Here is a 21751-nt window from a genome sequence, read left to right as displayed (position 1 = left end):
GTTAAATTTGCAGCTTTTTCAAAGCAGATTTTACATTCATATACGTATTCAAATCACGGAAGTCTTCTCTCATTTCTCCCATTTTCATCGCAAGATTTGGTTTAATTCCTGTCACAATCAGTTCAGTGCCAGTCATTAAAATCAAATCGTTCAACTTAAAGATGGCATCCGCCACAAATGAATCGACCTCTAATAAACCGGACAGATCCACAATAAAATAATCGTCCTTGGATTGAGAGATATAGGTGGAGACCGTTGAAATGATTTTATTAAATCTTGGCGCTGTTAACGTACCAATGATCGGTAACACAGAGATACCATCCTTCACCGGAACAATCGGTACAGAAATATTCAACACTTCATCAATTGATTGCTCAAGAAGCTCCTGCTGTTCCTTCTCCTTCGTGACATCCTTTTGCAGACCAACGAAATAAAGACGTTTCCCTTCATTTTCGTCTATCCAAAGAGGAGCCACACTTAACTCGTTCCAAAACATTTGTCCAGATTTTTTATAATTTTTCAGCTGAACAGTGACAGCCTCTTTGTTTTCAATGGCTGCCCTCATTTGTTTTAACACGATTTGCTCAGTTTCATCCCCTTGAAGGAAACGGCAATTCTTCCCTAATACTTCGGTTTCTTGATAGCCTGTCATATCTAAAAAGCCCTTGTTCACATATATTAAAGGATTATCAGGTAAAGACGGGTCCGTTACCGTCAGGCCAACCTGAGTATAGTCTAAGGCTTCCTTGATTAAATGCAGATTTTCGGACTTATAAGATTCCAGCGCCATTCGTGTACTCTCCTTCATTTCCTTACAAGCGGGTTATACTCATAATGAAATTATATGATGTTCCACACCAGGTGTAAATAGAAGTAGTTCTGATTTCTCTTTTGTAGAATGCGCTTCATCCTATTAGAATTATTCAAAACACCCAATTTGTCTATTTCAGCAGATGTTGAATCATATGCGCCACACCATGTTCATCATTTGTTAACGTGACATGGTCGGCTAGTTCTTTTATATCCTGTCTCGCATTCCCCATTGCAACACCAATACCAGCTACCCGAATCATGGATTCGTCATTTAAACTGTCTCCTACAGCCGCTGTTTGGCTTAGAGGAATACAGAGCTTTTCCGCCAGCCTTGTCAATGCCTGCCCTTTTGACGCATCCTTTGAACCAATTTCAAAGTTATGATCAGCCGAACTGACCAATGTTAATTCTGAATCATGTCCAAACGTATCCCACCCGGCTTTCAATCTGTCTTGGAAGAACGAAAAGCCTAAGATGTTGTAAAATGACAGCTTTTGATCCTCACGAAATAACTCTTTATATGTATCAATATAGGCAAAGCCCGACTGGCTGTATTGCACTTCAGCCGCTTGCTTCAGGACATTCGTATCCGTTTCTGGATTTGCACTCTTTAAGCGGTCCATTTCGATGGCAAGAAGCTCTCTGCCGCGGTTCGGTGTGTAAATGGCTTCATTCGTAAACACTTCATAGTAATAATCACGCTCCTCAAGCCATGATAAGATGTGTTTTGCTTTTTCTTCTTCTAGAACAGCCGAATGATATACCTGACCTTCTGGATCATGAATCACAGCTCCATTTGCACTGATGACCCACGTACTCATCCCAAGCTGGTCAAAAATAGATTTCACATCAAAATACGCTCTTCCTGTTGAAACGACAACCTCAATTCCGCTCGCGGCTGCTTCCTTTAATGCCTGCTCGTTTTCCTGACTGACTTTGTGTTCACTGTTCAATAAGGTTCCATCTAAATCCGTTGCGATTAATTGAATGTTTGTCATCGGTCTCTCCTTTTTTGACTTCATTTTCAACTGACATTCCGTTTGTTACATCCATCATCATTATGAAATGAGTATCCACTATTTGCAAGAGATGATCGGCTTATCAGTCAATAAAAGGGTACCCGGTCATGAACACATAACCGGGTACGTATAAGGGGAGACATAGGGGACACATGACCTTTACAAAAAAGCATCGGTTTCTATTACGCAGTGTAAATGTGCACAAGGCAGTGTCTATCAGCTTTAGCTAGAGGGGGGCTGTCAGATGCTAGACCTTTGCCTTTTGATTCAAAACTGACCTCCTTTCCTTTCAACTAGCCCTAGTCTACTAAGAATAAGCGCAGCAGACAAAACACGAAAATGGCAAAATAGCCCTTCAAATTCTCTATTTCCTCACTCATTTTTGTTTTTTACCGCTTGTGTATAAAACATCATCTTGTTTTGTTTGACGAAATACTTATTTTTCATAAATTGATAAAAAACATCTGAATGAATCCAATTACTAGCAGGCATGTGAATATAATCAGATCCGTCCCATGCAAACCAATAAAAACAAAGCCGCCCGTCATGAATCGACAATTGGAATTCAAAGCAGTCCATTTGATCGCCGGTGACGTATTGAAAAGTGAGAGACTCGCCTTCCTCCATATACACATCACAAAATGAGAGAATGTCTCCCCATGAATACACTCTCATATCGCGTTCCTTTTCCTTACCAATATGTATTTTTCGCAGTTGATAGGACGTCATAAAACATCTCCTTTCACTAATGTACTGCCTGTTCTGAGTAGGCAGCGGTTTCATTTATACAGATGTTGTATGCTATAATGATACATACGAATAATGAACGCTTGTGAGGTGATAAATATGAAAACCTTTAGGCTGATTGATTTAAAAATCGAACTTGATCCAAAACAAGATAAAATGTCCAGCATTCCCCTTCGAGACGGCTTAATCATTAATAAAGAAGACGGCGAAAATCACTGGATGATCGAGGCACTCCTTCCAAAGAAACATAGACAGGTGTTTGAGGTACTCTTTCAGCAGCATACAGAAGTGAAGATTCTCGTGACGATCACAAAAGAAAACAATCGCCCGGTTCATCTATCTGTCCAAGTCAAAAACATCGTTGCCTTAGAAGAAAATATTTCTGTGCTACTCGATGGTAAAATGATCACAAATCGTTACAGAACAGAAACCGAAGAAGTATTAAAGGACCTCGTCAAAGAGGGACTTTCAGGAGAAAAACTGCTGGATGCTTTTAAACAAAACACATAAAAAAAAGAGCGGGTTCAGCCGCTCTTTTTCTATTGCACATCTTTCGATTGGCTTTGATTTTTCAATAGATCTCTAATTTCCGTTAGCAGCACTTCCGTTTGATCTGGTGTTTCCACAACTTCTTCTTCCTCTACCTTTTCTCGTTTTAATTTATTTAAATAACGAATAAAGATAAAAATAGAAAACGAGATAATTAAGAAATCGACCACTGTTTGAATGAAGTTTCCATACAAAATTTGCGCAGAGCCGATTTTAATGGACAACCCGCTAAAATCATGTCCACCAATTATAATCCCGACAAGCGGCATGATCAAATCATTCACAAGAGAAGTGACAATTTTGCCAAATGCTCCCCCAATGATGACACCGACAGCGAGGTCAATGACATTTCCCTTGACTGCGAACTCTCTAAACTCTTTCAGCATCCTTATCACCTTCATCTTTTTTGTCTAATATGACGTTTTTTTGTCAAAAATGCAAGTCCTTATCCGTTTCGACTGAACTTCCCCATTAAAAAAAGCGGTTCATGCAAGATGAACCGCTGGATCAATCACGATACTTTAGGACCGATAGAAAATGTAAGTTCTGCTTCACATGCCACTTCGCCATCCACCGTTGCTACCGCTTTTCCTTTGGCAACTGGACCGCGAAGACGCGTCACTTCAACCTCTAAACGAAGCTGATCGCCAGGCTTGACCTGTCTTTTGAATCGGCAGCTGTCAATCCCTGCAAATAGACCAATTTTCCCTTTGTTTTCTTCTTTGCCTAACATAATCACCCCAAAAACCTGTGCAAGCGCTTCTACAATCAGCACACCCGGCATGACTGGGTATCCTGGGAAATGGCCGTTAAAAAATTCTTCATTCACTGTCACATTTTTAATTCCGACCGCTCTTTTCTCACCATCAACCTCTAAAATACGGTCGACCAATAAGAATGGATAACGATGTGGTATCATTTCTTGAATTTGCTGAGCATCAAGCATGTCTTGATCTCTCCTTCTTTTCTATATCGCTGATCTTCATTTGATTCCTCTAGAAGTATATTATGAATGCGGTCATTTTTCAATGTCCAGTCAATAAATATGGTAAAAAGTAACATCTACCATTACCAATTGTCATGAAATATAATCCACACTACACTCATCGTTTTTTCACAAATATGGTAATATATATTACATCATTGATTGAATAAGAGGGTAAAAATGAATTTTATGAGCGATAAATCCATTAAAAAACTTCTCCATTCGTGGTATACAATGCTGAAGCATCGACATTTTTCGAAGGCTGAAGAGATGAAAACGACCTTACTCAAATATAAACGCAGATTATCGAAAAAACAGGAGCTCTATTTACATTATCAGCTTATGCTTTTTCGCCATCAGCTCTGGATGAATCAGAATGAGGACTTAGAAAAACTCAAACATGAACTGATGCAGCACAAGGATCAAATGAACGAAGAACTGCAATATTACTTCTACTTCTTTCTCGGACTATACGAATCTTTAAAAAGTGATCAACATGATGCCATTCACTATCTTGAAAAGGCAGAGGAAAAACTGCCATTACTAAACGATGAGCTGGAAGAAGCAGAGTTTCATTTTCGTACAAGTGGTGTTTATTACAACAACCGCTATTCGTTGTTATCCATTCGTCATGTTCAAACAGCCATGGATATCTTTGCAAAGCACGGAGATGTCCATAGCATTTATCGGTGCAAGATTGTGCTCGCACTTAACTTTAGCGACCAAAAAAAATATGAGGAAGCTGAAGCTATTTTTAATGAGATTATCGAATACGTGAAAATGATTGACGATCAGGAACTGCTCGGCATTGTTTATTATGACGCTGGTTTTATTCAATCGAGACAAAACCGTCATAAAGAAGCACTTGAATACTTTAAAAAAGCGCTTCGTCTCCCAGCATACCGAAAGTCGGCACACTCCTACGTATCGTGTCTCTACGAAACAGTGCGCTCCTGCTTTAAAGAAAATTTAACCGATGAAGGAATGAGGTATATTCAAAAGGGGCTAAAAGAAGCGGTTGATTCCCAGTTTGATCTATTAAGAATCAAGTTCCAAATCTTATTCCTTCTTTACAGCCAAACACCTAAGGCAGATGAGCAAATTGCCAATCTCGTCACATGTCTTGAACGAAAAGAAGCCTGGGTTGATCTTGAGGATTTGCTTGCAGATGTCTCAGATTTTTATAAAAAAAAGGGCGACTTTGAGCGAGCCGCCTTCTTTATCATGAGAGGCTGATATCAGCCTGCTCATTATCTAATCGTATTGATTAACCCTAGCATCTGATCGCCCATCGTAATGGTTCTTGAGTTCATCTGATACGAGCGCTGTGTTGTCATGAGGTCTGTTAATTCTTTAGACATGTCCACATTCGAGGTTTCAAGCGCACCTTGCTGAAGCTGAATCGCTTGGCGGTTTGCCCCATTCAGTGCCGTTAATGCGCCTTGATAGTTGCCGTCTACTGAGAACAAATTATCTCCTTCAGAGATGAGCGCTGAAGAATTATTCACTTGTACAACTCCAAGATTCACCTGCTGATTCGGTTGATTATCTCGAGAAACTGCCGTAAGCCGTCCATTCTTATCGATAGAAATATCGCGGAAATTCGCATTTAAGACGATCGCATTTCCGTTTTCATCAAGAATTGGATAGCCTTCGCTTGTCACAAGCTGGACCTGATTACGGTTGTTACCTGGCTGTAAATAAAGAGAGCCGTCTCTTGTATAACGGATATTACCGCCGGCATTGACCTGCAAATACTGCGATGGTGCACCAAATGCAACATCAAGATCACGGCCTGTTTCTTTAATAGAGCCTTGCAATGAGTTAATGGATGCATTGACCATTGTACCAGTTCCAAGCCTTAGCCCGGCAGGTGTTAAACGACTGTTTGCCACCTGCTCATTTTTTTCATCTACCTGATCAAACTGCTGCCTGACCAGCTCTGAGAAGCGGGTGTTTTTTGCGCGATAGCCTGTTGTTTCACTGTTGGCAATGTTATTACTGATGATATCAAGCTGCTTTTGCACCTCGTTCATCGACACTGCTGCATTGATCATCGTTCTAAGCATGAGAATCCTCCTTTCTCTTTCTTTTCTTCATTAGTACACTCTTCCAATTTCATTCACAGCTTTTTCTAAGCTTTTATCATACGCCTGAACCACTTTTTGGTTTGTTTCGAATGCTCGATAGGCTGTAGTCATTTCAGTATACGATTTCGTCACATCAACGTTCGACAGCTCTGATACACCTTGGCTTAACGTATAGGACACTTGACCGTTATTGACTGCACTTGGCAGAGGCTGGTTATCAGCTGTACGGTATAAATCATTTCCTTCACGCGCAAGGTTTCTTGTATCCATCGCAACACGTACATCAATTTGTCCGAGATTTTGTCCATTTTCACTCACAGTACCATCTGCATTCACTTTAAAATTCTCACTTTGAACTGTTATCGGCTGGCCCGCAACTGAGAGAAGGGGACGGCCATTGATGGTCAACTGATTTTGGTCGTTCAATGTAATGGAACTGCTTTTCGTATAACGAACGCCTTCTGGTGTATTCACAGCATAAAAAAGCGCTGACTTTTGATTTGTCTCCGGGTTGATGGGTACATTATTTTCTACTAATGCGATATCCGTTGTTTGATCCGTTGTTTTTAATGTTCCTTGGGTAAATTGAGGAATCAATTCCTGCATGTATGTCCCCGTATTAATGCCGCCAATCGCCGTTTGCTGCGGGATACTAAAGCTTTTGCCTGAAGATGTTTGGAAACGTCCCGATTCCATTCGGCTCAGCAGCATTTCGGGAAACGCCCGCATAGCTCCTTCATCCGCTTTATAACCTGGTGTATTCGCATTTGCGATATTATTTGAAAGCATTTCTGTCCGCCGCTCTTGAGCGATCATGGCAGATGTTGCGGTGTATAATCCTTTTAACACATGCTCACCTCATTCAAATTCTTTCACATGACCTAAAACCATCAGTACACAATCTTCTAAGAAATATATCGGCATATTTGCAGGCTTCTTTAATAAAAATCCCTCATTCTTTCTAAAAAGAATGAGGGAAATCATTAGCTGAGTTTACGCTTTGGCAGCTTGTCCATATTATCAAGCATCACGCCAGTACCTACTGCTACACAATCCATTGGATTTTCAGCAACGAAAACTGGTACTTTCAGCTCTTCTGCAAGCAATTGATCAAGCCCGTTTAGAAGCGCTCCGCCACCTGTAATGATGACGCCACGATCAATGATATCAGCTGATAATTCAGGCGGTGTTCTTTCAAGAACTTGTTTGGCTGCCTGAACAATCGCAGATACAGATTCACGTAAAGCTTCTTCTACTTCTTTGCTTGTGACGGTAATTGTTCTTGGTAATCCTGTCACCATGTCTCGTCCACGAATCGAAATCTCTTCGTGACGTGCGTCTGGGAATACCGTTGCAACTTGGATCTTAATGTCCTCTGCCGTGCGCTCACCAATCAACAGCTTGTACTCTTTTTTAATGTAGTTTAGAATTTCCAGATCAAATTTGTCTCCAGCCATTTTAATAGAAGAGGCGGTCACAATGTCACCCATAGAGATGACAGCGATATCTGTCGTTCCGCCTCCAATATCTACGACCATGTTTCCACTTGGCTGAAAAATATCCATACCAGCACCAATGGCTGCTACTTTTGGCTCTTCTTCAAGAAATACATGCTTACCACCGCTTTTTTCAGCAGCTTCTTTGATCGCCTTCTGCTCAACAGATGTAATGTTTGTCGGGCAGCAGATGAGCATACGCGGCTTTGAGAACAGCCCTTTCACATTTAATTTGTTAATAAAATGCTTGAGCATTGCTTCAGTTACTTCAAAATCAGCAATTACGCCATCTTTTAATGGACGAATCGCAACAATATTCCCAGGCGTACGTCCAACCATACGTCTCGCTTCTTCTCCAACAGCCAATACTTTTCCGCTGTTTTTGTCAAGAGCGACAACAGATGGTTCATTTAACACAATTCCTTTTCCTTTGACATGAATCAGTACATTGGCAGTACCTAGATCAATTCCAATATCCCTAGCAAACATCTATATATATCCTCCTTGATAATCTGTTTCCATAGCAAATACCACATTCTGCCCTAATTATATATTCTATCATAATTTGAAGAAAAAAAGATATTTCTTTACAAAAGTCTTTACAAAATTTGTGGTTAGAAACTACCGATAAGAGGAAGATATATATATCATGTTTATGAACAAAGAACTAAGCTTACTGTTTCACAGGCTCGCCTTCTAAAATTTCTTCTTTTTTATACTTTAACTTGGTGGCTTCTCCTCCTCGCAAGTGGCGGATTGATTTATGATAATCCAGTATCTCCTTCACTTCATTAGCCAGATCTGGATTAATTTCTGGCAGTCTTTCTGTTAAATCCTTGTGTACAGTACTTTTAGAGACTCCAAATTCTTTCGCAATTACACGAACGGTTTTCTTTGTCTCCACGATATACTTTCCTATCTTGATTGTTCGCTCTTTGATGTAATCGTGCACACCACTCGACCTCCCTAAAATGGATGTGAGAAGTGTGAAATGAGATCCGTATCAATATTATCTATTTTCAGAGGCGCTTGTTCGTCTTAATTTCTCATCCATTAGGTAGTAAATGCCAAACACGATCCCTCACCTCAAACACTCTCTTTGTCAGGTTTGTAACAGTGTATTAGCATTGCAGAGGGAATATGCTAAAAATGAAGTGGGACAAGGGATTTATCAGAAAAATGCAAAACAAAAAATCATTTCGAGTGGCGAACATTTCCCCTTTACAAGCAAAGGTGTAACACGTAAAATAGGAAAGGTGATTTTATTTACCTAGCTAAATATTTAATGAAGGTGAGCATATGGATACATTAAACAGACAGTGTTTACATCAAATACATCAAAGCGCCCGGCTGCTGTCTAAAAAGGCGAACGAAGCGCTTGCTGCTTATGACTTGTACATGTCCCAGTGGACTGTACTTTTTTGTTTGGATACATTCGGCCCGAAAACACAAAAAGACATTTGGACCTATTTGAACGTCGAAGCACCGACCATTACCCGAACCGTTACGCGCCTAGAAGCAAACGGCTGGGTGAAGCGTGTCCAAGGAACAGACAAACGTGAAAATCTCATCGTCATGACAGATGACGCAAAGGCCCGTTTTGAAGAAATCAAACAGACGATGGAACAATTTGAAGAAGAATGTCTTTCGGATTTTACCCGCGAAGAAAAACAACTCCTCCATACACTTTTACACAAATTATCAACTGAATAGGAAGTGACATACATCATGAACGAACGTATTTGGACAAAAGACTTTATCATGATTGTCCTGGTGAATTTATTTACCTTCACCTCTTTTTATGCCCTTTTGACATTGCTGCCCATTTACACAATGGATGAACTAAATGGAACAGAATCACAGGGCGGCCTCCTTGCGACGGTCTTTTTATTATCTGCCATTGTCACGAGGCCATTTTCTGGTGCCATGATTGAGAAATTCGGCAAAAAACGCATGGCGATCTTCTCTTCAACGGTCTTTGCCTTACTCACTTATTTATACATTCCGATTGATCAATTCCAAACGCTTCTGATCCTGCGTTTCGTACAGGGGATCTTTTTTAGCATTTTGACCACAGTAGCCAGTGCCATTGCGGCCGATATGATTCCGAAACATAAACGCGGGGAGGGTCTTGGATACTTTGTGATGTCAATGAACCTCGCCGTAGTTATCGGTCCGTTTATCGCACTGAATCAAGTAGGAAAAGTAGGTTTCCATTCTTTATTTCTTCTCTTTTCCATCATTGTCACCATCGGAGCGGCTTTTACGATGTTGATTAGACAACCAGAGCCTGCAAACGGCGGCAGCGTCATCTTTCGATTCACTTTTTCTCATCTGTTTGAAAAAGGCGCCTTAAAAACGGCGGCAGTTGGAATCATTATCTCTTTCTGTTACTCGCCGATCATTTCATTTATTTCAGTCTATGCCAACTCCCTTCATCTGATGGGGGCAAGCAGTTACTTCTTTATTGTTTTTGCAGCTGCGATGCTCGGTTCACGTCCATTTACAGGGCGACTGTTCGACCGAGTCGGACCTCACATTGTGATCTATCCATCTATCGCTCTTTTTGCAATTGGTTTATGGATGCTGACCGCTACACATTCAGCCACAATGCTTCTTCTATCAGGTGCTGTCATTGGTCTTGGCTACGGCTCTTTGGTACCATGTCTGCAAACCCTTGCGATTCAGCACTCACCAGCTCACCGTACAGGCTATGCAACCGCCACTTTCTTTACCCTGTATGATACCGGAATTGCTGCTGGCTCATTTGTATTCGGTCTCCTTGTCAGCTTCACAGATTTTTCAAATGTGTATCTCATTGCAGGCATTGTCGTTTTACTCAGTATGGGTGTTTTTTATTGGAGCGAACGAAAACCGCAAGAAGCAAAAACACAAAAGGTTTCCCTATCAGAATAGGATACTGTTTTAAACTTCACCGAAAACATGCTAAAATATAGGATGTTTCAAATGGACATACAGACCGTTTGAAAAATAGGTGGCGTTAAGCGAAAGTATAGGTGATGTTTTGAATTACGAATTGTTTAAAGTCATACACGGGATGGCTCATCATTCTGAGTTTTTAGATCAGACCATGATTTTCATTACAAAAAAGGCCCTTCTCGTGTATGCCCTTGTCTTATTGATTTGCTGGTTTTTAGGTAATCACACATTTAAGAAGCACGTCTTCTTTTCCGGTGTAACAGGCATCGTGGCACTTGTCGTCAATTTTGCCATTACGCTGTTTTATTATGAAGAGCGGCCGTTTGTGGCGCATAAAGTCGACACACTCATCCCGCACTCAGCAGACGCTTCCTTCCCAAGTGACCATACAACAGGCGCACTGGCTCTTTCATTAGCCATTAGATCCCGTAATAAAAAGCTCGGCAACATATTGCTCGTTTTTGGATTACTTACAGGGTTCTCCCGCATCTGGGTCGGCCACCATTATCCATTTGATGTTTTAGGCAGCTTAATCGTATCCATTGTGGTTGTCTTCATCATGAATAAATTATGGAAGTTCTTTGACTCTCCAATTGATCGCATCGTGACATTTTACGAGGCCATTTTGGGAAAAATATTCAGAAGGAAGCAAAAGGATCAAGGCTCTGACCTGTCCAACTCTTAAGCGGCTTGTGATAAAGTGATGAAGATGTCTCTTCTCCTTTATCCAGCCGCTTTTTTGATTGTTTGTCTTCCTCTGACCATACTTGAAAAGTAAAGACTGACACCAATACCGATCAGAGAAATCATGATCAATGTCCAGCCTAATTGTTCAAAATGAGAACCCGCAATTTCCTCACCAAACAGCATCCCAAGCACGGCAGATGACAAAATGGAACCAAGGTACCGGCATGTTTGAAAAAGTCCAGATGACGTGCCAATCATTTGCTGAGGGCTTGCTTTTAGCATCGCAGCTTGAAGCGCAACATTCCCAATGCCGTAACTCACTCCAAGCAATGAAAGGACCACTCCTTTTCCCCATAACGGCGCAGGAATAAAAAAGAAAGTCATGGCTGAAGCCCCGGCCAGCATCAGCACAGCACTTGCTAAAACAGGATGACGTTCATCCCCGCGATCCACCCACTTTCCAGTCAGCGGCGATACAATGATGCTCATTCCTGACATGCACAGCATAAAGAGACCCGTCATCTCCACACGCCAGCCCAATTCATCCTGAAAATAACTAGGCAAACCAAAAAAGAGACAATAGAAGAAAATATTCAAAATGATAAATTGCACATACACAAGTGACAGCCGCTTCTCTTTTCGAAACATCCGAATTTGAATGAAAGGTTCATCCACCTTGTGTTCCCACCAAACAAAAGCACCTGCACTCAAGAGACAGAGAATGCCCTGTACATACTGAATACCATCAGCAAATGATAATAAAAATGAAAGCAGCGATACAATACAAGCTGTAAAAAGAAGCATCCCTGGCAAATCGAGCTTACGTACCATTTCTCCTATGCGAAGCTTTTTCTTCTTCTCCTTAGGAAATAAAGAAAGACCAAGGAAAAAACTGATCAATATAAATGGCAGATTCACTAAAAAGATCGCCGGCCAGCTGCCAATTGTCATTAAAAAACCGCCAAGCGTTGGCCCAAGCGCTGTCATCGCTGAAGCAAAGATGGACAATACCGCTAAAGCCGAAGCCTGTCTTTCCTTCACATGATCCCGAATGAGCCCGACGCCAGAAGGATAGATCGCGCTGCTTCCAATCGCCTGCAGCAGCCGAATCACAATCAGCACAGCAAATGTCGGGGCAAACGGGGCACAAATAGCTGAGACTGCCACTAGAGCTAGTCCAAATAAAAATAAGGTTCTCCTGCTCATCACATGATCTCCAATCCGTCCGCTCACTGGCTGCGTGACCGCACTGGCCAAATAAAAGGTTGAAATGAGCCAGGATACCGTCGTAAACGACAAACCGAATTCATGCTGAATTTGATGCAAGGCCAAAGAAATCATCGAGGAATTCAGTGGATTTAACATCGTTCCAAATGCGATAGCAGTTAAAAAAACTTTCCGGTTGTTTTTCCATTTGTTCATACACCGGCTCCTCCTTGTAAAATGGCATGTTATTGGCCTGTTCTTCCGTTATTATGAGATTCATTTCCCTTTTTTACCCTAAGCAATTCAAGTTCTCTCTCACAAAAGCATGTCATACATTCTAAAAAGGGTGTGTGCTGGAAAAACACATATAAAATTGAGAATAAAAGGTTCAAATGGTAAGATGCACACATATGAAAATGCCTACTTTCTCCTTATATGGAGAACGGCTGAAAAGGAGGAAAAGCCAATTCATAAAAAAAGACGGTTGTGGGTCCCAGCCCTTTTCTCAGTTGCAGTATTACTTCTGTCTTCGTGTGGTTCAAATGAAACGAATGGGAACGGAGATAAACGTAATTCTACAGCGAAAGGGTCACCGATTTTGGAGGATGGAAAGTTTATTTTTGCAGCATCAGGTGAATTTCACCCATTCAGTTACATGGATGGAAACCAGATGTCAGGCTTTGATATTGATGTAGGCAATGCGATTAGTGACAAGCTCGGCCTCGAGCCTGTACAGAAAAAATATAAATTCGCAGGCATCGTCGAAGGCGTCAAATCAGGGAAATTTGATGCGGCAGTTGCAAGTCATACCATCAATGAGGAACGAAAAAAACACGTCCTTTTTTCTCAACCTTATTACTACTCCGGTCCGCAAATCTTCACACGACCTGGAGCAGACATTCAAAGTGCAGATGACTTAAAAGACAAAGAGATCGCTGTCTCTAAAGGCTCGTCCTATGCTGATATTGCGAAAGAACATAGCGGGAAAGAACCAAAATATTACGACAGTGATGTTGTCGCTTTAGAAGCACTAGCCAACGGTAAACACGATGCGGTCGTCACTGATTTCGCCACAGGTGCAGAAGCCATGAAGAAAAAACTAAAAATCGAAGCGCAAGAAAGACTCGGACAAAGCGAGCAAGCAATCGCTGTCTCTAAAGACAATAAAGGACTGATAGAAGAGATCAACGATGCGATTGATGCACTAAAAAAAGACGGAACATTAAGACAAATTAGCGAGAAGTATTTTGACGAAGATATTACCGTCAAACAAGATTAAAACCACGATTGTGCGCCCTTCTACTCTAGGCGCACTTTCTTCAAATGGAGATGATTTGTTTTGCCTACCCTATCACACTTTTTCCAAACGCTGATTGAGTCTAGAGGCGTTTTCTTAGAAGGGATGCTACTGACCTTACAACTGACTGTGATCAACATCCTCATCGGTATGTTCATCGGGCTTTTCTTTGCTTTAATGAAAATATCCCGTGTGGCGGTTTTCGGATATATCGCGAATGCTTATATCTTTCTTGTGCGCGGAACGCCACTCATTGTGCAAATTTTCATCTTATATTTTGGACTCACGGAATTAAATATATCTGACTTTTGGGCGGCCTCTATTGCCCTTGCCTTCCATAATGGTGCCTATATAGCAGAAATATTCAGAGGCGCTATCCAATCAATTGACCAAGGTCAAAAAGAGGCAGGACGTTCTCTTGGCATGGGACGCTTTTTAACCATGAGACGCATCATTCTCCCGCAAGCGATGCGGCGTGCCCTTCCCCCACTTGGCAATCAGTTTATTATCGGCTTAAAAGACTCATCTCTTGCCGCCTTTATCAGCGTCAATGAACTATTCAACGTAGCGACCACTCAAGGCTCCAACAGCTTTGACAATATGACCTATTTACTGGTTGTCGCTGTCTATTACTTAGTTCTTGTCCTGCTGTTAACATTCGCTGTGCAAACCTTTGAAAAGAAACTTTCAGTCAGTGATCATTAGGAGGAGAAGCATGACAGAATCGAAGGAAATCATTCGTGTTGAAAATCTCAATAAATACTTTGGGGAGCTGCATGTCTTAAAGGATATCAATCTTACTGTGTATGAAAATGATGTCGTCGTCTTAATTGGTGCAAGCGGCTCTGGGAAAAGCACCTTGCTCCGCTGTATGAATTTTTTAGAAATAAAAAATGACGGCCAGATCATCATTGATGGCAGTCCCGTTCATCCAAAACGAGATCAATTAAACGAAATGAGGCAGAAAATAGGCATGGTGTTTCAGCATTTTAATCTCTTCCCTCACAAAACCGTACTTGAAAACATTATTGAAGCACCTGTGATGGTGAAGAAAACAAAGAAGGCACAGGCCATCGCTGAAGCCAATATCCTGTTAGAAAAAGTCGGCCTTGCGGATAAAGCCAGCGTCTACCCCTCTAAGCTATCAGGCGGTCAGAAGCAGCGCGTTGCCATCGCACGAGCTCTCGCCATGAGGCCTGATGTCATGTTATTTGACGAGCCTACATCCGCCCTTGACCCAGAGCTTGTAGGCGAGGTGCTGCATACCATGAAAAGCCTCGCAAAAGAAGGCATGACAATGGTCATTGTCACACATGAAATGGGTTTTGCAAAAGAAGTAGCCGACCGAGTCGTCTATATGCACGAAGGTCGTATCATCGAAGAGGGCATCCCAGCAGAATTGTTCGATTCCCCTCGAGAGGAGCGAACCAAATTGTTTCTCAGCTCCATTTTATAGGTCAAATGCCCTTTATTTTTAGCGATCCACACACGTTTTTTCTCATTTTTTACGAACTTTTCTTCCATTTATATTGATAATGACTAAAAAACCATGTGAGATAAACTTACATGAATATGTTATATATGACTTTTCTCTCTATAATGAAGAATTAAGAAATCTTTTAATTCTGAATGATTCGGGGGAATGCAGCATGCAAATGGGTGATACAGTATTTATGTTCTTCTGCGCACTACTCGTGTGGTTAATGACACCGGGTTTAGCATTATTCTACGGAGGACTTGTGAGAAGTAAAAACGTGTTAAGTACGACCATGCACAGCTTAACATCACTAGCCATTGTCTCTATCGTCTGGATTGTGTTTGGCTATTCACTCGCCTTTGCGCCAGGCAATGCATGGATCGGAGGCTTTGACTGGGTTGGACTAAAAGGCGTTGGCTTCGAGCCTGGTTCATATAGCGATACCATTCCACATTCATTGTTTATGATGTTCCAAATGACCTTTGCCGTCTTAACCACAGCCATCATCTCAGGCGCCTTTGCTGAACGTATTCGTTACTCAGCAGTGGTCGTGTTTACACTCCTTTGGGTCACATTTGTATACGCCCCAGTCGCACACTGGGTTTGGGGCGGTGGTTGGATTGGAGAAATGGGTGCGCTTGACTTCGCTGGCGGAAACGTCGTTCACATTTCTTCCGGTGTTGCCGGTCTAGTCGTTGCGATTGTTCTCGGAAAGCGAAAAGAAGCGGCAAGTTCTTCCCCGCATAACTTAATTTACACACTTCTTGGCGGAGCTGTCATCTGGTTTGGCTGGTTTGGCTTTAACGTTGGAAGTGCCCTGACTTTAGACAGCGTCGCCATGTATGCCTTTATCAACACCAATACAGCAGCGGCCGCAGGAATCATCGGCTGGCTGTTAGTCGAGTGGATGATCAACAAAAAACCAACGATGCTAGGCGCCATCTCTGGAGCCATTGCTGGTCTTGTAGCCATTACACCTGCCGCAGGTTTTGTTACACCGTTTGCTTCTATTATAATAGGATTGATCGGCGGAATCGTTTGTTTCTGGGGAGTCTTCTCACTCAAAGCCAAATTCGGCTACGACGATGCACTGGATGCATTCGGACTTCATGGAATTGGTGGTACTTGGGGAGGAATTGCCACAGGTCTTTTCGCGACAACATCTGTCAATGACGGCGGAGCCAATGGCTTATTTTATGGAGATCCAAGCTTACTTTGGAAGCAAGTGGTCGCCATTGTTGCCACTTATGTCTTTGTTGCGGTCGTCACATACGTGATCATCAAAATCGTCAATATCTTCTTCAAGATTCGCGCAACTGAAGAAGAAGAATCAGTCGGTCTTGATTTAACGATGCACGGCGAAAAAGCATATCAAGATTAAAGAAGAAGGGGTGTCTCTATGAGTAAAATGTATAAAGTGGAGATTGTCACACGTCCAGCTAATTTTGAAACATTAAAGGTGGAGCTTGGAAAGATTGGTGTCACCTCTATTACCTTTTCAAATGTGCACGGCTGCGGCTTACAAAAGGGACATACAGAACTATACCGCGGCGTCAAAAAGGAAAGCAATGTATACGAGCGTTTAAAGATCGAAATCGTCCTAAGCAAAGTACCTGTCGAACAGGTTGTTGAAACAGCTCAAAAGGTACTTCGCACAGGCGAACCAGGGGATGGGAAAATTTTTATATATGAAATAGAAAATACGATTAACATTCGGACAGGTGAAGAAGGACCTGCCGCGTTATAGCACCCCCTCCGCCATTTGGCGGAGGTTTTTTGAAGACAGAAAAAAAACCTCTGCGTACGCATCTACACAGAGGATCTTACAAGACATTAAGATTGTTTGGTTTCTTCTGACTGACTGCTGTCTTTAGAGGAATCTGAAGACTTTTCCTGATCAGAGGATTTCCCCTTCTCATCAAACTTTTCTTCAGTTTTCTCTCCAGCCGGCTCTTTTGCCTTATCTTCAGCAGCAGGTTCCTTCGTTTTTTCATCAGCTTTTGGCTGAGCAGGTTCTTTTGCTTCTTCCGTCACTTCTTGAGCTGCTTTTTCAATAGTAGAAACAGGCTTATCAATGAAGTTAAGTGGATTGAGCGCTAAACCTTCCATACGAATTTCAAAGTGCACATGGTTGCCGCTTTCAGCACCATATAGATTCTTACCAGAAACACCGATGACATCATTCTGCTTCACTTCATCGCCTTCTTTTACACTTACTTGAGACAGCGATTGATAAACAGTTGACAATCCATCTTCATGTTCAATTTCAACGACATGACCGAGAACTGGATCTTTTTTCGCCTGAACGACAGTTCCACTAAGAGCAGCTGTGACATCAAACACTTTGCCATCTTTATCTGCAAGATCAATACCTTTGCTTAAGGTATAGGTGTTATTATAGTTTACAAGTGCTGCTTCTTTTTCTTTTTGATCAGCATCTGCTTCATAGAACTTTTTCACGACAGAAACATTATCAGAATTCTGGACCGGCATGGCAACATTTTCAATTGGCTTTCCAACTTCAACGGCATCATCACGCTGTTCTTGTCCTGTTTGATTTCCATCAGATAGTTGGTCTTTCACATCTTTTGATACAGCTTGATACCAAAGAACGGCTGTTAACACGACCGCTGCGCTGACCAAGTAAATAGCAGGGAATACCCAGCGCTTACGGAAAAATTGCTGAACTTTTGTGATTTTGGAAGTACGTTTCTTTTCTTCCTCTCTCATTTTTCATCACCTCAGCAACATTCTGAACACTTTTCAAAAAATATATACACACGAAATCATTTTTCTTTTTATTTTGCGCAATCACATCAATAATATGTATGATGAATGAAAAAAGGTGGAGGACTTTATTGTGAAAACTTTCAACCGCATTGCAACAGAAGATGACCTCAAAGCGATTGTCGATATTTACAATTCAACGATTGCTTCAAGAGAAGTTACAGCCGATACAGAACCTGTTACAGTTGAGGACCGCCGGCAATGGTTTTTAAATCATTCAGAGAAAAGACCTCTCTATGTGAAAACAGATGAAGCAGGCAATATCTACGGCTGGCTCAGCTTTGAAACGTTTTACGGCAGACCCGCATACAACGGAACCGTTGAAATGAGTATATACTTGAACCAAGACTATCGCGGAAAAGGTTTAGGCTCTCTTTTCTTACAAGAGGCCATCGAATTGGCGCCCTCATTAGGCATCCGAACATTACTTGCCTTTATTTTCGGCCACAACGAAGCCAGCATTCGATTATTTAAAAAACACGGCTTTGAGACATGGGGACACTTACCGCGCATCGCAGAAATGGACGGTAACAGGTACGATTTAGATATATTAGGAAAAGAATTATAAACGAGCGAAAATGATCGTTATTTCAGCTCTTCTTTTCAAGCGTGATGGAACGCCCTTGAAGTCTAGGAAGGACGAGTTACTAACGCAAAGCGAATTTGACATTCGTGAGCACCGAGCGCAGGACTGACAAAGAATGCGAGGGTTTGTCTACACGCTGGAGCGTCTCTTAAAGAAAGAGACGCTTTTTTATGAGGCTTGTAAGAGCTGTTCAAATTGTTTTGCATTCTTAAGCGATTTCCTTTGCAAAATGATTCCTTGTTCATCAATGAGAATCGCTTGCGGGACAACCGTTACCCCATACAGCTCCACCATTTGTGAAGAACGTATATATACGGCTTGTGCAGGCAGCAATTGTAGCAGCGAATCGTCATCCGCTTGTTCATCGCCATTTATAAAAATGACATGAACATCATCACGTGAAAATGAGTGCTGCATATCAGCTAAAATGCTTTTACACGTCATACAGGTAGAATTCATAAAGAACAGCATCACGCCTTTCCCATGTTGCAAGTATTCCTTTAACATCACCTTTTCGCCTTCATGCGTATAGCTTCGAAATAACGGCGCCGGCTCACCAACATCCGCTTCCTTCAATTCAATCCCATCAAAGGATTTTATTTTATTCATAAACCTTCCGATAAAACGGGCAAGCAGAAACACCACCGCCAGCTGAGCAATGACAATCAATAACACAATGATTAATAGAATATCCGTCATTTCATTTTATCTCCTTCTATCATTGATTCATTTTCAATATCGAATTGATTGATCCACTTTCGCTTGAACAGCATGATTTCTTGACTGAGCGCTATGATGAAACAGACAGCTGCTGCAATGAGAAAACAAATGATGTTTAAGTGCCATGGCATCGTATCTACATAAGGGTGTACATAAAATAACCCAACCACAAGAGCAAGCATCAACAGATTACGGATCACTATTCCCCAATGAAGGCGATCGTTTTCAAGAAGCCCTCCACAGCCGCATGAAATATCATGATGCCCTCTTAACAAATTGAACGTGACCGCTCCAGTATAGATACATAAAAGGGCTGTAAGCCCAAATGCAGGTACGACAGACATGTTCCATATGAACAAATGAACCGTACACACCAATTCAATCAACAAGAATAAATAAAACATAGGTCCTGCGAAAGAAGGCGGTAGCAGACGATAAGCCTTCATCTGCTGCACATGTGCTGTCTGCTTTCTTACTTTATCGAGCCATGCACCTGCAAAAATGATTCCTAGTAAATAGACACCTATGAAATAAAAGACACTCACCTTACACCATCTCCTTTTGTTGGAATAGTTGAGATTGTGCCTCGTAAAGCCTTTTGTACTCACCTTGTAACGCCATCAGTTCATCATGGTTCCCTTCTTCAATGAAAGCACCATCTTTCATGACGATGATACGGTCTGCTAAGCGGGCCGCTCCCATACGATGTGTAATAAACAAAACACCTTGATTCTGCGTGTGATCGAATAGCTTACGGATGAGTGAAATCTCCGACAATGGATCAAGAGCAGAAGTCGGTTCATCTAAAATGATAAAATCACTTTCTCTAAAAAAGGTTCTCGCCATCGCAAGCTTTTGCCATTGTCCGCCAGACAGTTCATGCCCTTCTTCAAAAAAACGACCAAGTTGCGCATCATATGTGTCTTCCATTTGATTAATTCTTTTCTCTATCCCTGCTTGCCGGGCAGCTGACATCAACCGCTCTTCATCATCTATATCATTGATACGACCAAACCCTATGTTTTCTTTCACAGTGAATTCGTACTTCATAAAATCTTGAAACAGAACTGCCATTCTATCGTGATATGTCTTTTTATTAATAGTCGAAATAGATTCACCATTGACTTTGTGCATATTCGGCTGATATGGATCGTATAATCCGGTTAAACATTTGATTAAAGTGGTTTTACCAGAACCGTTATCCCCTACTAATGCAAGGCGTTCACCTTTATTCATATGAAAGTATATACGCTCAATAGCAGGCTTTTTCATATTTGGATAAGTAAAAGAAAGATTTTCTAGTGTGATGGACTGGATATGATCAATTCTCCGAAGCGATGCTGCCTGTTCATGATGTTCTTCTTCCCTCTTTTGGAATGATCTCATTTCATCAACATAAAGGCTCGTCTCATATAAACTAGAACATTCCCTCGTTAAATCTTGAAAACCACTTTGAATGTTCTGTACAGCTTGCAGCACTGCGACAAATGTCCCGGCTGCTAATCTTTTTTGAAAAATAAGATAGACAATCAAAAGCCCACAGCACATATAGGCAAATGTCATGAGCAACCCGCCTGCCATCTCCCAGCGAACTTGCCGTTTCAGCAATTTATATTTCTCATCTGCACTTTTGACATAATGACCTTTCCACTTTTGAAGCAGATAATTCCCTATTCCATATAAACGTATTTCTTTTAGAGAATCTCGTTGCGCTACAAGATCGGACACATACATTTCTCGTCGATCATTAGCAGTTAACAGACGGTTTAAACGATAACGCGCACCTCCAAAGAAAAGCTCAATCCACAATACAGGTAAGGTAAACACGAACAAAATGGCCGCCAAGCCCCAGTGAATACCCACCATATAGATAAGAAGTGATACAACAGTAATCAACGCGCTCATGATTGTAAAAATACTTCTGACCATACTGAGAACATGCTGATGACTGTTCATCACACGTTGACTTTCATTATAAAAAGATGGGTGTTCAAACGTAATAAACGGGAGCCTTATCGCTTTTTGAAGCAATTCACCCTTCAAATGCAGACCAATCAAATTTGTCGCTCTCTGCTGACTAAGCTGAAGAATGAACTGAAGCCCATATCCTAAAATCACAATGACCATTTGCAGTCCAAATAACCACAAAACCTTTTGGATGTCACCTGAAGACGTCATAAATAAAATAATTTCATTAATCAATGTTTGAATAATCCAGACACTAGCCAAAGGCATAAAACCAACGATCACTTGAATCAACAAGGTTAAAAGAAGATATGAACGACTTTTTTTCCAAGTATAGGAGATTGCATATAAACAATGGTTTACTGTACTCATCAAACGCTCCACCTT

25 protein-coding genes are annotated in these 21751 nt (G+C 41.5%); 11 read left to right on the top strand and 14 right to left on the bottom strand.

Annotated elements, in window-relative coordinates; genetic code table 11:
- Position 1: 1 nt before the first annotated feature.
- The 3 genes from GPA07_RS03200 to GPA07_RS03190 form a co-directional block, all read right to left on the bottom strand.
- Positions 2 to 790 (bottom strand): YtvA family blue-light photoreceptor, encoded by a 789-nt coding sequence (locus GPA07_RS03200; RefSeq protein ID WP_083381113.1) that lies wholly within the window; start codon positions 788 to 790, stop codon positions 2 to 4.
- Positions 791 to 941: 151 nt separating this feature from the next.
- A complete protein-coding gene (locus GPA07_RS03195; RefSeq protein ID WP_232532138.1) occupies positions 942 to 1802 on the bottom strand; it encodes a Cof-type HAD-IIB family hydrolase in 861 nt (286 codons plus the stop codon).
- A 402-nt stretch (positions 1803 to 2204) separates the two neighbouring features.
- Entirely contained in the window at positions 2205 to 2561 is a 357-nt protein-coding gene (locus GPA07_RS03190; RefSeq protein WP_071168454.1) for a hypothetical protein, read from the bottom strand.
- A 117-nt stretch (positions 2562 to 2678) separates the two neighbouring features.
- Here GPA07_RS03190 and GPA07_RS03185 point away from each other — a divergent pair, with 117 nt between their 5' ends.
- On the top strand, positions 2679 to 3089 hold the full coding sequence (locus tag GPA07_RS03185) for a YwpF-like family protein (protein WP_008354847.1): 411 nt from the start codon (positions 2679 to 2681) through the stop codon (positions 3087 to 3089).
- A 29-nt stretch (positions 3090 to 3118) separates the two neighbouring features.
- Here GPA07_RS03185 and mscL read toward each other — a convergent pair whose 3' ends face one another.
- Both mscL and fabZ read right to left on the bottom strand, forming a co-directional pair.
- Positions 3119 to 3514, bottom strand: coding sequence for a large conductance mechanosensitive channel protein MscL (gene mscL, locus GPA07_RS03180; RefSeq protein WP_008354849.1), 396 nt, complete (start codon positions 3512 to 3514; stop codon positions 3119 to 3121).
- A gap of 125 nt (positions 3515 to 3639) precedes the next feature.
- Positions 3640 to 4074 (bottom strand): 3-hydroxyacyl-ACP dehydratase FabZ, encoded by a 435-nt coding sequence (fabZ, locus tag GPA07_RS03175; RefSeq protein WP_008354851.1) that lies wholly within the window; start codon positions 4072 to 4074, stop codon positions 3640 to 3642.
- A gap of 219 nt (positions 4075 to 4293) precedes the next feature.
- On the opposite strand from fabZ, the gene GPA07_RS03170 reads away from it, so the two are divergent.
- Positions 4294 to 5349, top strand: a complete 1056-nt coding sequence (locus GPA07_RS03170) for a tetratricopeptide repeat protein (RefSeq protein WP_008354853.1) — start codon at positions 4294 to 4296, stop codon at positions 5347 to 5349.
- 14 nt (positions 5350 to 5363) lie between these two features.
- Here the strand turns inward: GPA07_RS03170 and GPA07_RS03165 are convergent, their stop codons facing one another.
- The 4 genes from GPA07_RS03165 to spoIIID form a co-directional block, all read right to left on the bottom strand.
- Positions 5364 to 6182 (bottom strand): flagellar hook-basal body protein, encoded by an 819-nt coding sequence (locus tag GPA07_RS03165; protein WP_157292014.1) that lies wholly within the window; start codon positions 6180 to 6182, stop codon positions 5364 to 5366.
- 30 nt (positions 6183 to 6212) lie between these two features.
- On the bottom strand, positions 6213 to 7052 hold the full coding sequence (locus GPA07_RS03160) for a flagellar hook-basal body protein (protein WP_008354857.1): 840 nt from the start codon (positions 7050 to 7052) through the stop codon (positions 6213 to 6215).
- Positions 7053 to 7186: 134 nt separating this feature from the next.
- Entirely contained in the window at positions 7187 to 8188 is a 1002-nt protein-coding gene (gene mbl, locus GPA07_RS03155) for a cell shape-determining protein Mbl (RefSeq protein ID WP_007497573.1), read from the bottom strand.
- A 184-nt stretch (positions 8189 to 8372) separates the two neighbouring features.
- Positions 8373 to 8651, bottom strand: coding sequence for a sporulation transcriptional regulator SpoIIID (gene spoIIID / locus GPA07_RS03150; protein WP_008343327.1), 279 nt, complete (start codon positions 8649 to 8651; stop codon positions 8373 to 8375).
- Positions 8652 to 8998: 347 nt separating this feature from the next.
- Here spoIIID and GPA07_RS03145 point away from each other — a divergent pair, with 347 nt between their 5' ends.
- From GPA07_RS03145 to GPA07_RS03135, 3 genes are all read left to right on the top strand, one after another.
- Positions 8999 to 9412 (top strand): MarR family winged helix-turn-helix transcriptional regulator, encoded by a 414-nt coding sequence (locus tag GPA07_RS03145; RefSeq protein WP_071168452.1) that lies wholly within the window; start codon positions 8999 to 9001, stop codon positions 9410 to 9412.
- A gap of 15 nt (positions 9413 to 9427) precedes the next feature.
- Positions 9428 to 10615, top strand: coding sequence for an MFS transporter (locus tag GPA07_RS03140; RefSeq protein ID WP_157292013.1), 1188 nt, complete (start codon positions 9428 to 9430; stop codon positions 10613 to 10615).
- Positions 10616 to 10724: 109 nt separating this feature from the next.
- Entirely contained in the window at positions 10725 to 11324 is a 600-nt protein-coding gene (locus GPA07_RS03135; protein ID WP_034738166.1) for an undecaprenyl-diphosphatase, read from the top strand.
- Positions 11325 to 11362: 38 nt separating this feature from the next.
- Here GPA07_RS03135 and GPA07_RS03130 read toward each other — a convergent pair whose 3' ends face one another.
- The gene (locus GPA07_RS03130; RefSeq protein WP_071168450.1) at positions 11363 to 12748 is read right to left on the bottom strand and encodes an MFS transporter; all 1386 of its coding nucleotides are present in this window, start codon (positions 12746 to 12748) and stop codon (positions 11363 to 11365) included.
- Between the two features lie 184 nt (positions 12749 to 12932).
- Between GPA07_RS03130 and GPA07_RS03125 the strand changes: the two genes are divergently transcribed.
- From GPA07_RS03125 to GPA07_RS03105, 5 genes are all read left to right on the top strand, one after another.
- Complete coding sequence (locus tag GPA07_RS03125) at positions 12933 to 13811, top strand: transporter substrate-binding domain-containing protein (protein ID WP_008354869.1); 879 nt, start codon at positions 12933 to 12935, stop codon at positions 13809 to 13811.
- Positions 13812 to 13871: 60 nt separating this feature from the next.
- Positions 13872 to 14534 carry an amino acid ABC transporter permease gene (locus GPA07_RS03120; protein WP_157292012.1) on the top strand — a complete coding sequence of 221 codons (663 nt, stop codon included), beginning with the start codon at positions 13872 to 13874 and terminating at the stop codon, positions 14532 to 14534.
- Between the two features lie 10 nt (positions 14535 to 14544).
- On the top strand, positions 14545 to 15285 hold the full coding sequence (locus GPA07_RS03115; RefSeq protein WP_157292011.1) for an amino acid ABC transporter ATP-binding protein: 741 nt from the start codon (positions 14545 to 14547) through the stop codon (positions 15283 to 15285).
- Between the two features lie 193 nt (positions 15286 to 15478).
- Positions 15479 to 16687, top strand: a complete 1209-nt coding sequence (locus GPA07_RS03110) for an ammonium transporter (RefSeq protein ID WP_008354877.1) — start codon at positions 15479 to 15481, stop codon at positions 16685 to 16687.
- Between the two features lie 18 nt (positions 16688 to 16705).
- Positions 16706 to 17053 (top strand): P-II family nitrogen regulator, encoded by a 348-nt coding sequence (locus GPA07_RS03105; RefSeq protein WP_007497589.1) that lies wholly within the window; start codon positions 16706 to 16708, stop codon positions 17051 to 17053.
- Positions 17054 to 17139: 86 nt separating this feature from the next.
- Here the strand turns inward: GPA07_RS03105 and GPA07_RS03100 are convergent, their stop codons facing one another.
- Positions 17140 to 18036, bottom strand: coding sequence for a stage II sporulation protein SpoIIQ (locus GPA07_RS03100; protein WP_157292010.1), 897 nt, complete (start codon positions 18034 to 18036; stop codon positions 17140 to 17142).
- A gap of 127 nt (positions 18037 to 18163) precedes the next feature.
- Here GPA07_RS03100 and GPA07_RS03095 point away from each other — a divergent pair, with 127 nt between their 5' ends.
- Positions 18164 to 18661, top strand: a complete 498-nt coding sequence (locus GPA07_RS03095) for a GNAT family N-acetyltransferase (protein ID WP_034738194.1) — start codon at positions 18164 to 18166, stop codon at positions 18659 to 18661.
- A gap of 186 nt (positions 18662 to 18847) precedes the next feature.
- On the opposite strand, the gene GPA07_RS03090 is transcribed toward GPA07_RS03095, so the two are convergent.
- From GPA07_RS03090 to GPA07_RS03080, 3 genes are read right to left on the bottom strand one after another with little or no spacing between them, the layout of a single operon-like run.
- Positions 18848 to 19378 (bottom strand): TlpA family protein disulfide reductase, encoded by a 531-nt coding sequence (locus GPA07_RS03090; RefSeq protein WP_157292009.1) that lies wholly within the window; start codon positions 19376 to 19378, stop codon positions 18848 to 18850.
- A complete protein-coding gene (locus GPA07_RS03085) occupies positions 19375 to 19944 on the bottom strand; it encodes a MauE/DoxX family redox-associated membrane protein (RefSeq protein ID WP_008354886.1) in 570 nt (189 codons plus the stop codon). Before GPA07_RS03085 ends, GPA07_RS03090 begins: the two co-directional genes overlap by 4 nt.
- A gap of 1 nt (position 19945) precedes the next feature.
- The gene (locus tag GPA07_RS03080) at positions 19946 to 21736 is read right to left on the bottom strand and encodes an ABC transporter ATP-binding protein (protein ID WP_157292008.1); all 1791 of its coding nucleotides are present in this window, start codon (positions 21734 to 21736) and stop codon (positions 19946 to 19948) included.
- Between the last annotated feature and the right edge of the window lie 15 nt (positions 21737 to 21751).

Source organism: Bacillus sp. ms-22 (assembly GCF_009759805.1).
GTDB lineage: Bacteria > Bacillota > Bacilli > Bacillales > Bacillaceae > Bacillus > Bacillus xiamenensis.
This window is presented reverse-complemented; position numbering and strand designations above follow the sequence as displayed.

Excerpts from the sequence above, each read along its gene's own strand:
- GPA07_RS03190 (WP_071168454.1), bottom strand. The coding sequence starts at position 2,561 with ATGACGTCCTATCAACTGCGAAAAATACATATTGGTAAGGAAAAGGAA.
- GPA07_RS03105 (WP_007497589.1), top strand. The coding sequence starts at position 16,706 with ATGAGTAAAATGTATAAAGTGGAGATTGTCACACGTCCAGCTAATTTT.
- GPA07_RS03130 (WP_071168450.1), bottom strand. The coding sequence starts at position 12,748 with ATGAACAAATGGAAAAACAACCGGAAAGTTTTTTTAACTGCTATCGCA.
- GPA07_RS03165 (WP_157292014.1), bottom strand. The coding sequence starts at position 6,182 with ATGCTTAGAACGATGATCAATGCAGCAGTGTCGATGAACGAGGTGCAA.
- GPA07_RS03080 (WP_157292008.1), bottom strand. The coding sequence starts at position 21,736 with ATGAGTACAGTAAACCATTGTTTATATGCAATCTCCTATACTTGGAAA.
- mscL (WP_008354849.1), bottom strand. The coding sequence starts at position 3,514 with ATGCTGAAAGAGTTTAGAGAGTTCGCAGTCAAGGGAAATGTCATTGAC.
- GPA07_RS03185 (WP_008354847.1), top strand. The coding sequence starts at position 2,679 with ATGAAAACCTTTAGGCTGATTGATTTAAAAATCGAACTTGATCCAAAA.
- GPA07_RS03145 (WP_071168452.1), top strand. The coding sequence starts at position 8,999 with ATGGATACATTAAACAGACAGTGTTTACATCAAATACATCAAAGCGCC.
- GPA07_RS03115 (WP_157292011.1), top strand. The coding sequence starts at position 14,545 with ATGACAGAATCGAAGGAAATCATTCGTGTTGAAAATCTCAATAAATAC.
- fabZ (WP_008354851.1), bottom strand. The coding sequence starts at position 4,074 with ATGCTTGATGCTCAGCAAATTCAAGAAATGATACCACATCGTTATCCA.
- GPA07_RS03140 (WP_157292013.1), top strand. The coding sequence starts at position 9,428 with ATGAACGAACGTATTTGGACAAAAGACTTTATCATGATTGTCCTGGTG.
- GPA07_RS03110 (WP_008354877.1), top strand. The coding sequence starts at position 15,479 with ATGCAAATGGGTGATACAGTATTTATGTTCTTCTGCGCACTACTCGTG.
- GPA07_RS03100 (WP_157292010.1), bottom strand. The coding sequence starts at position 18,036 with ATGAGAGAGGAAGAAAAGAAACGTACTTCCAAAATCACAAAAGTTCAG.
- GPA07_RS03170 (WP_008354853.1), top strand. The coding sequence starts at position 4,294 with ATGAATTTTATGAGCGATAAATCCATTAAAAAACTTCTCCATTCGTGG.
- GPA07_RS03125 (WP_008354869.1), top strand. The coding sequence starts at position 12,933 with ATGCACACATATGAAAATGCCTACTTTCTCCTTATATGGAGAACGGCT.
- mbl (WP_007497573.1), bottom strand. The coding sequence starts at position 8,188 with ATGTTTGCTAGGGATATTGGAATTGATCTAGGTACTGCCAATGTACTG.
- GPA07_RS03200 (WP_083381113.1), bottom strand. The coding sequence starts at position 790 with ATGGCGCTGGAATCTTATAAGTCCGAAAATCTGCATTTAATCAAGGAA.
- GPA07_RS03090 (WP_157292009.1), bottom strand. The coding sequence starts at position 19,378 with ATGACGGATATTCTATTAATCATTGTGTTATTGATTGTCATTGCTCAG.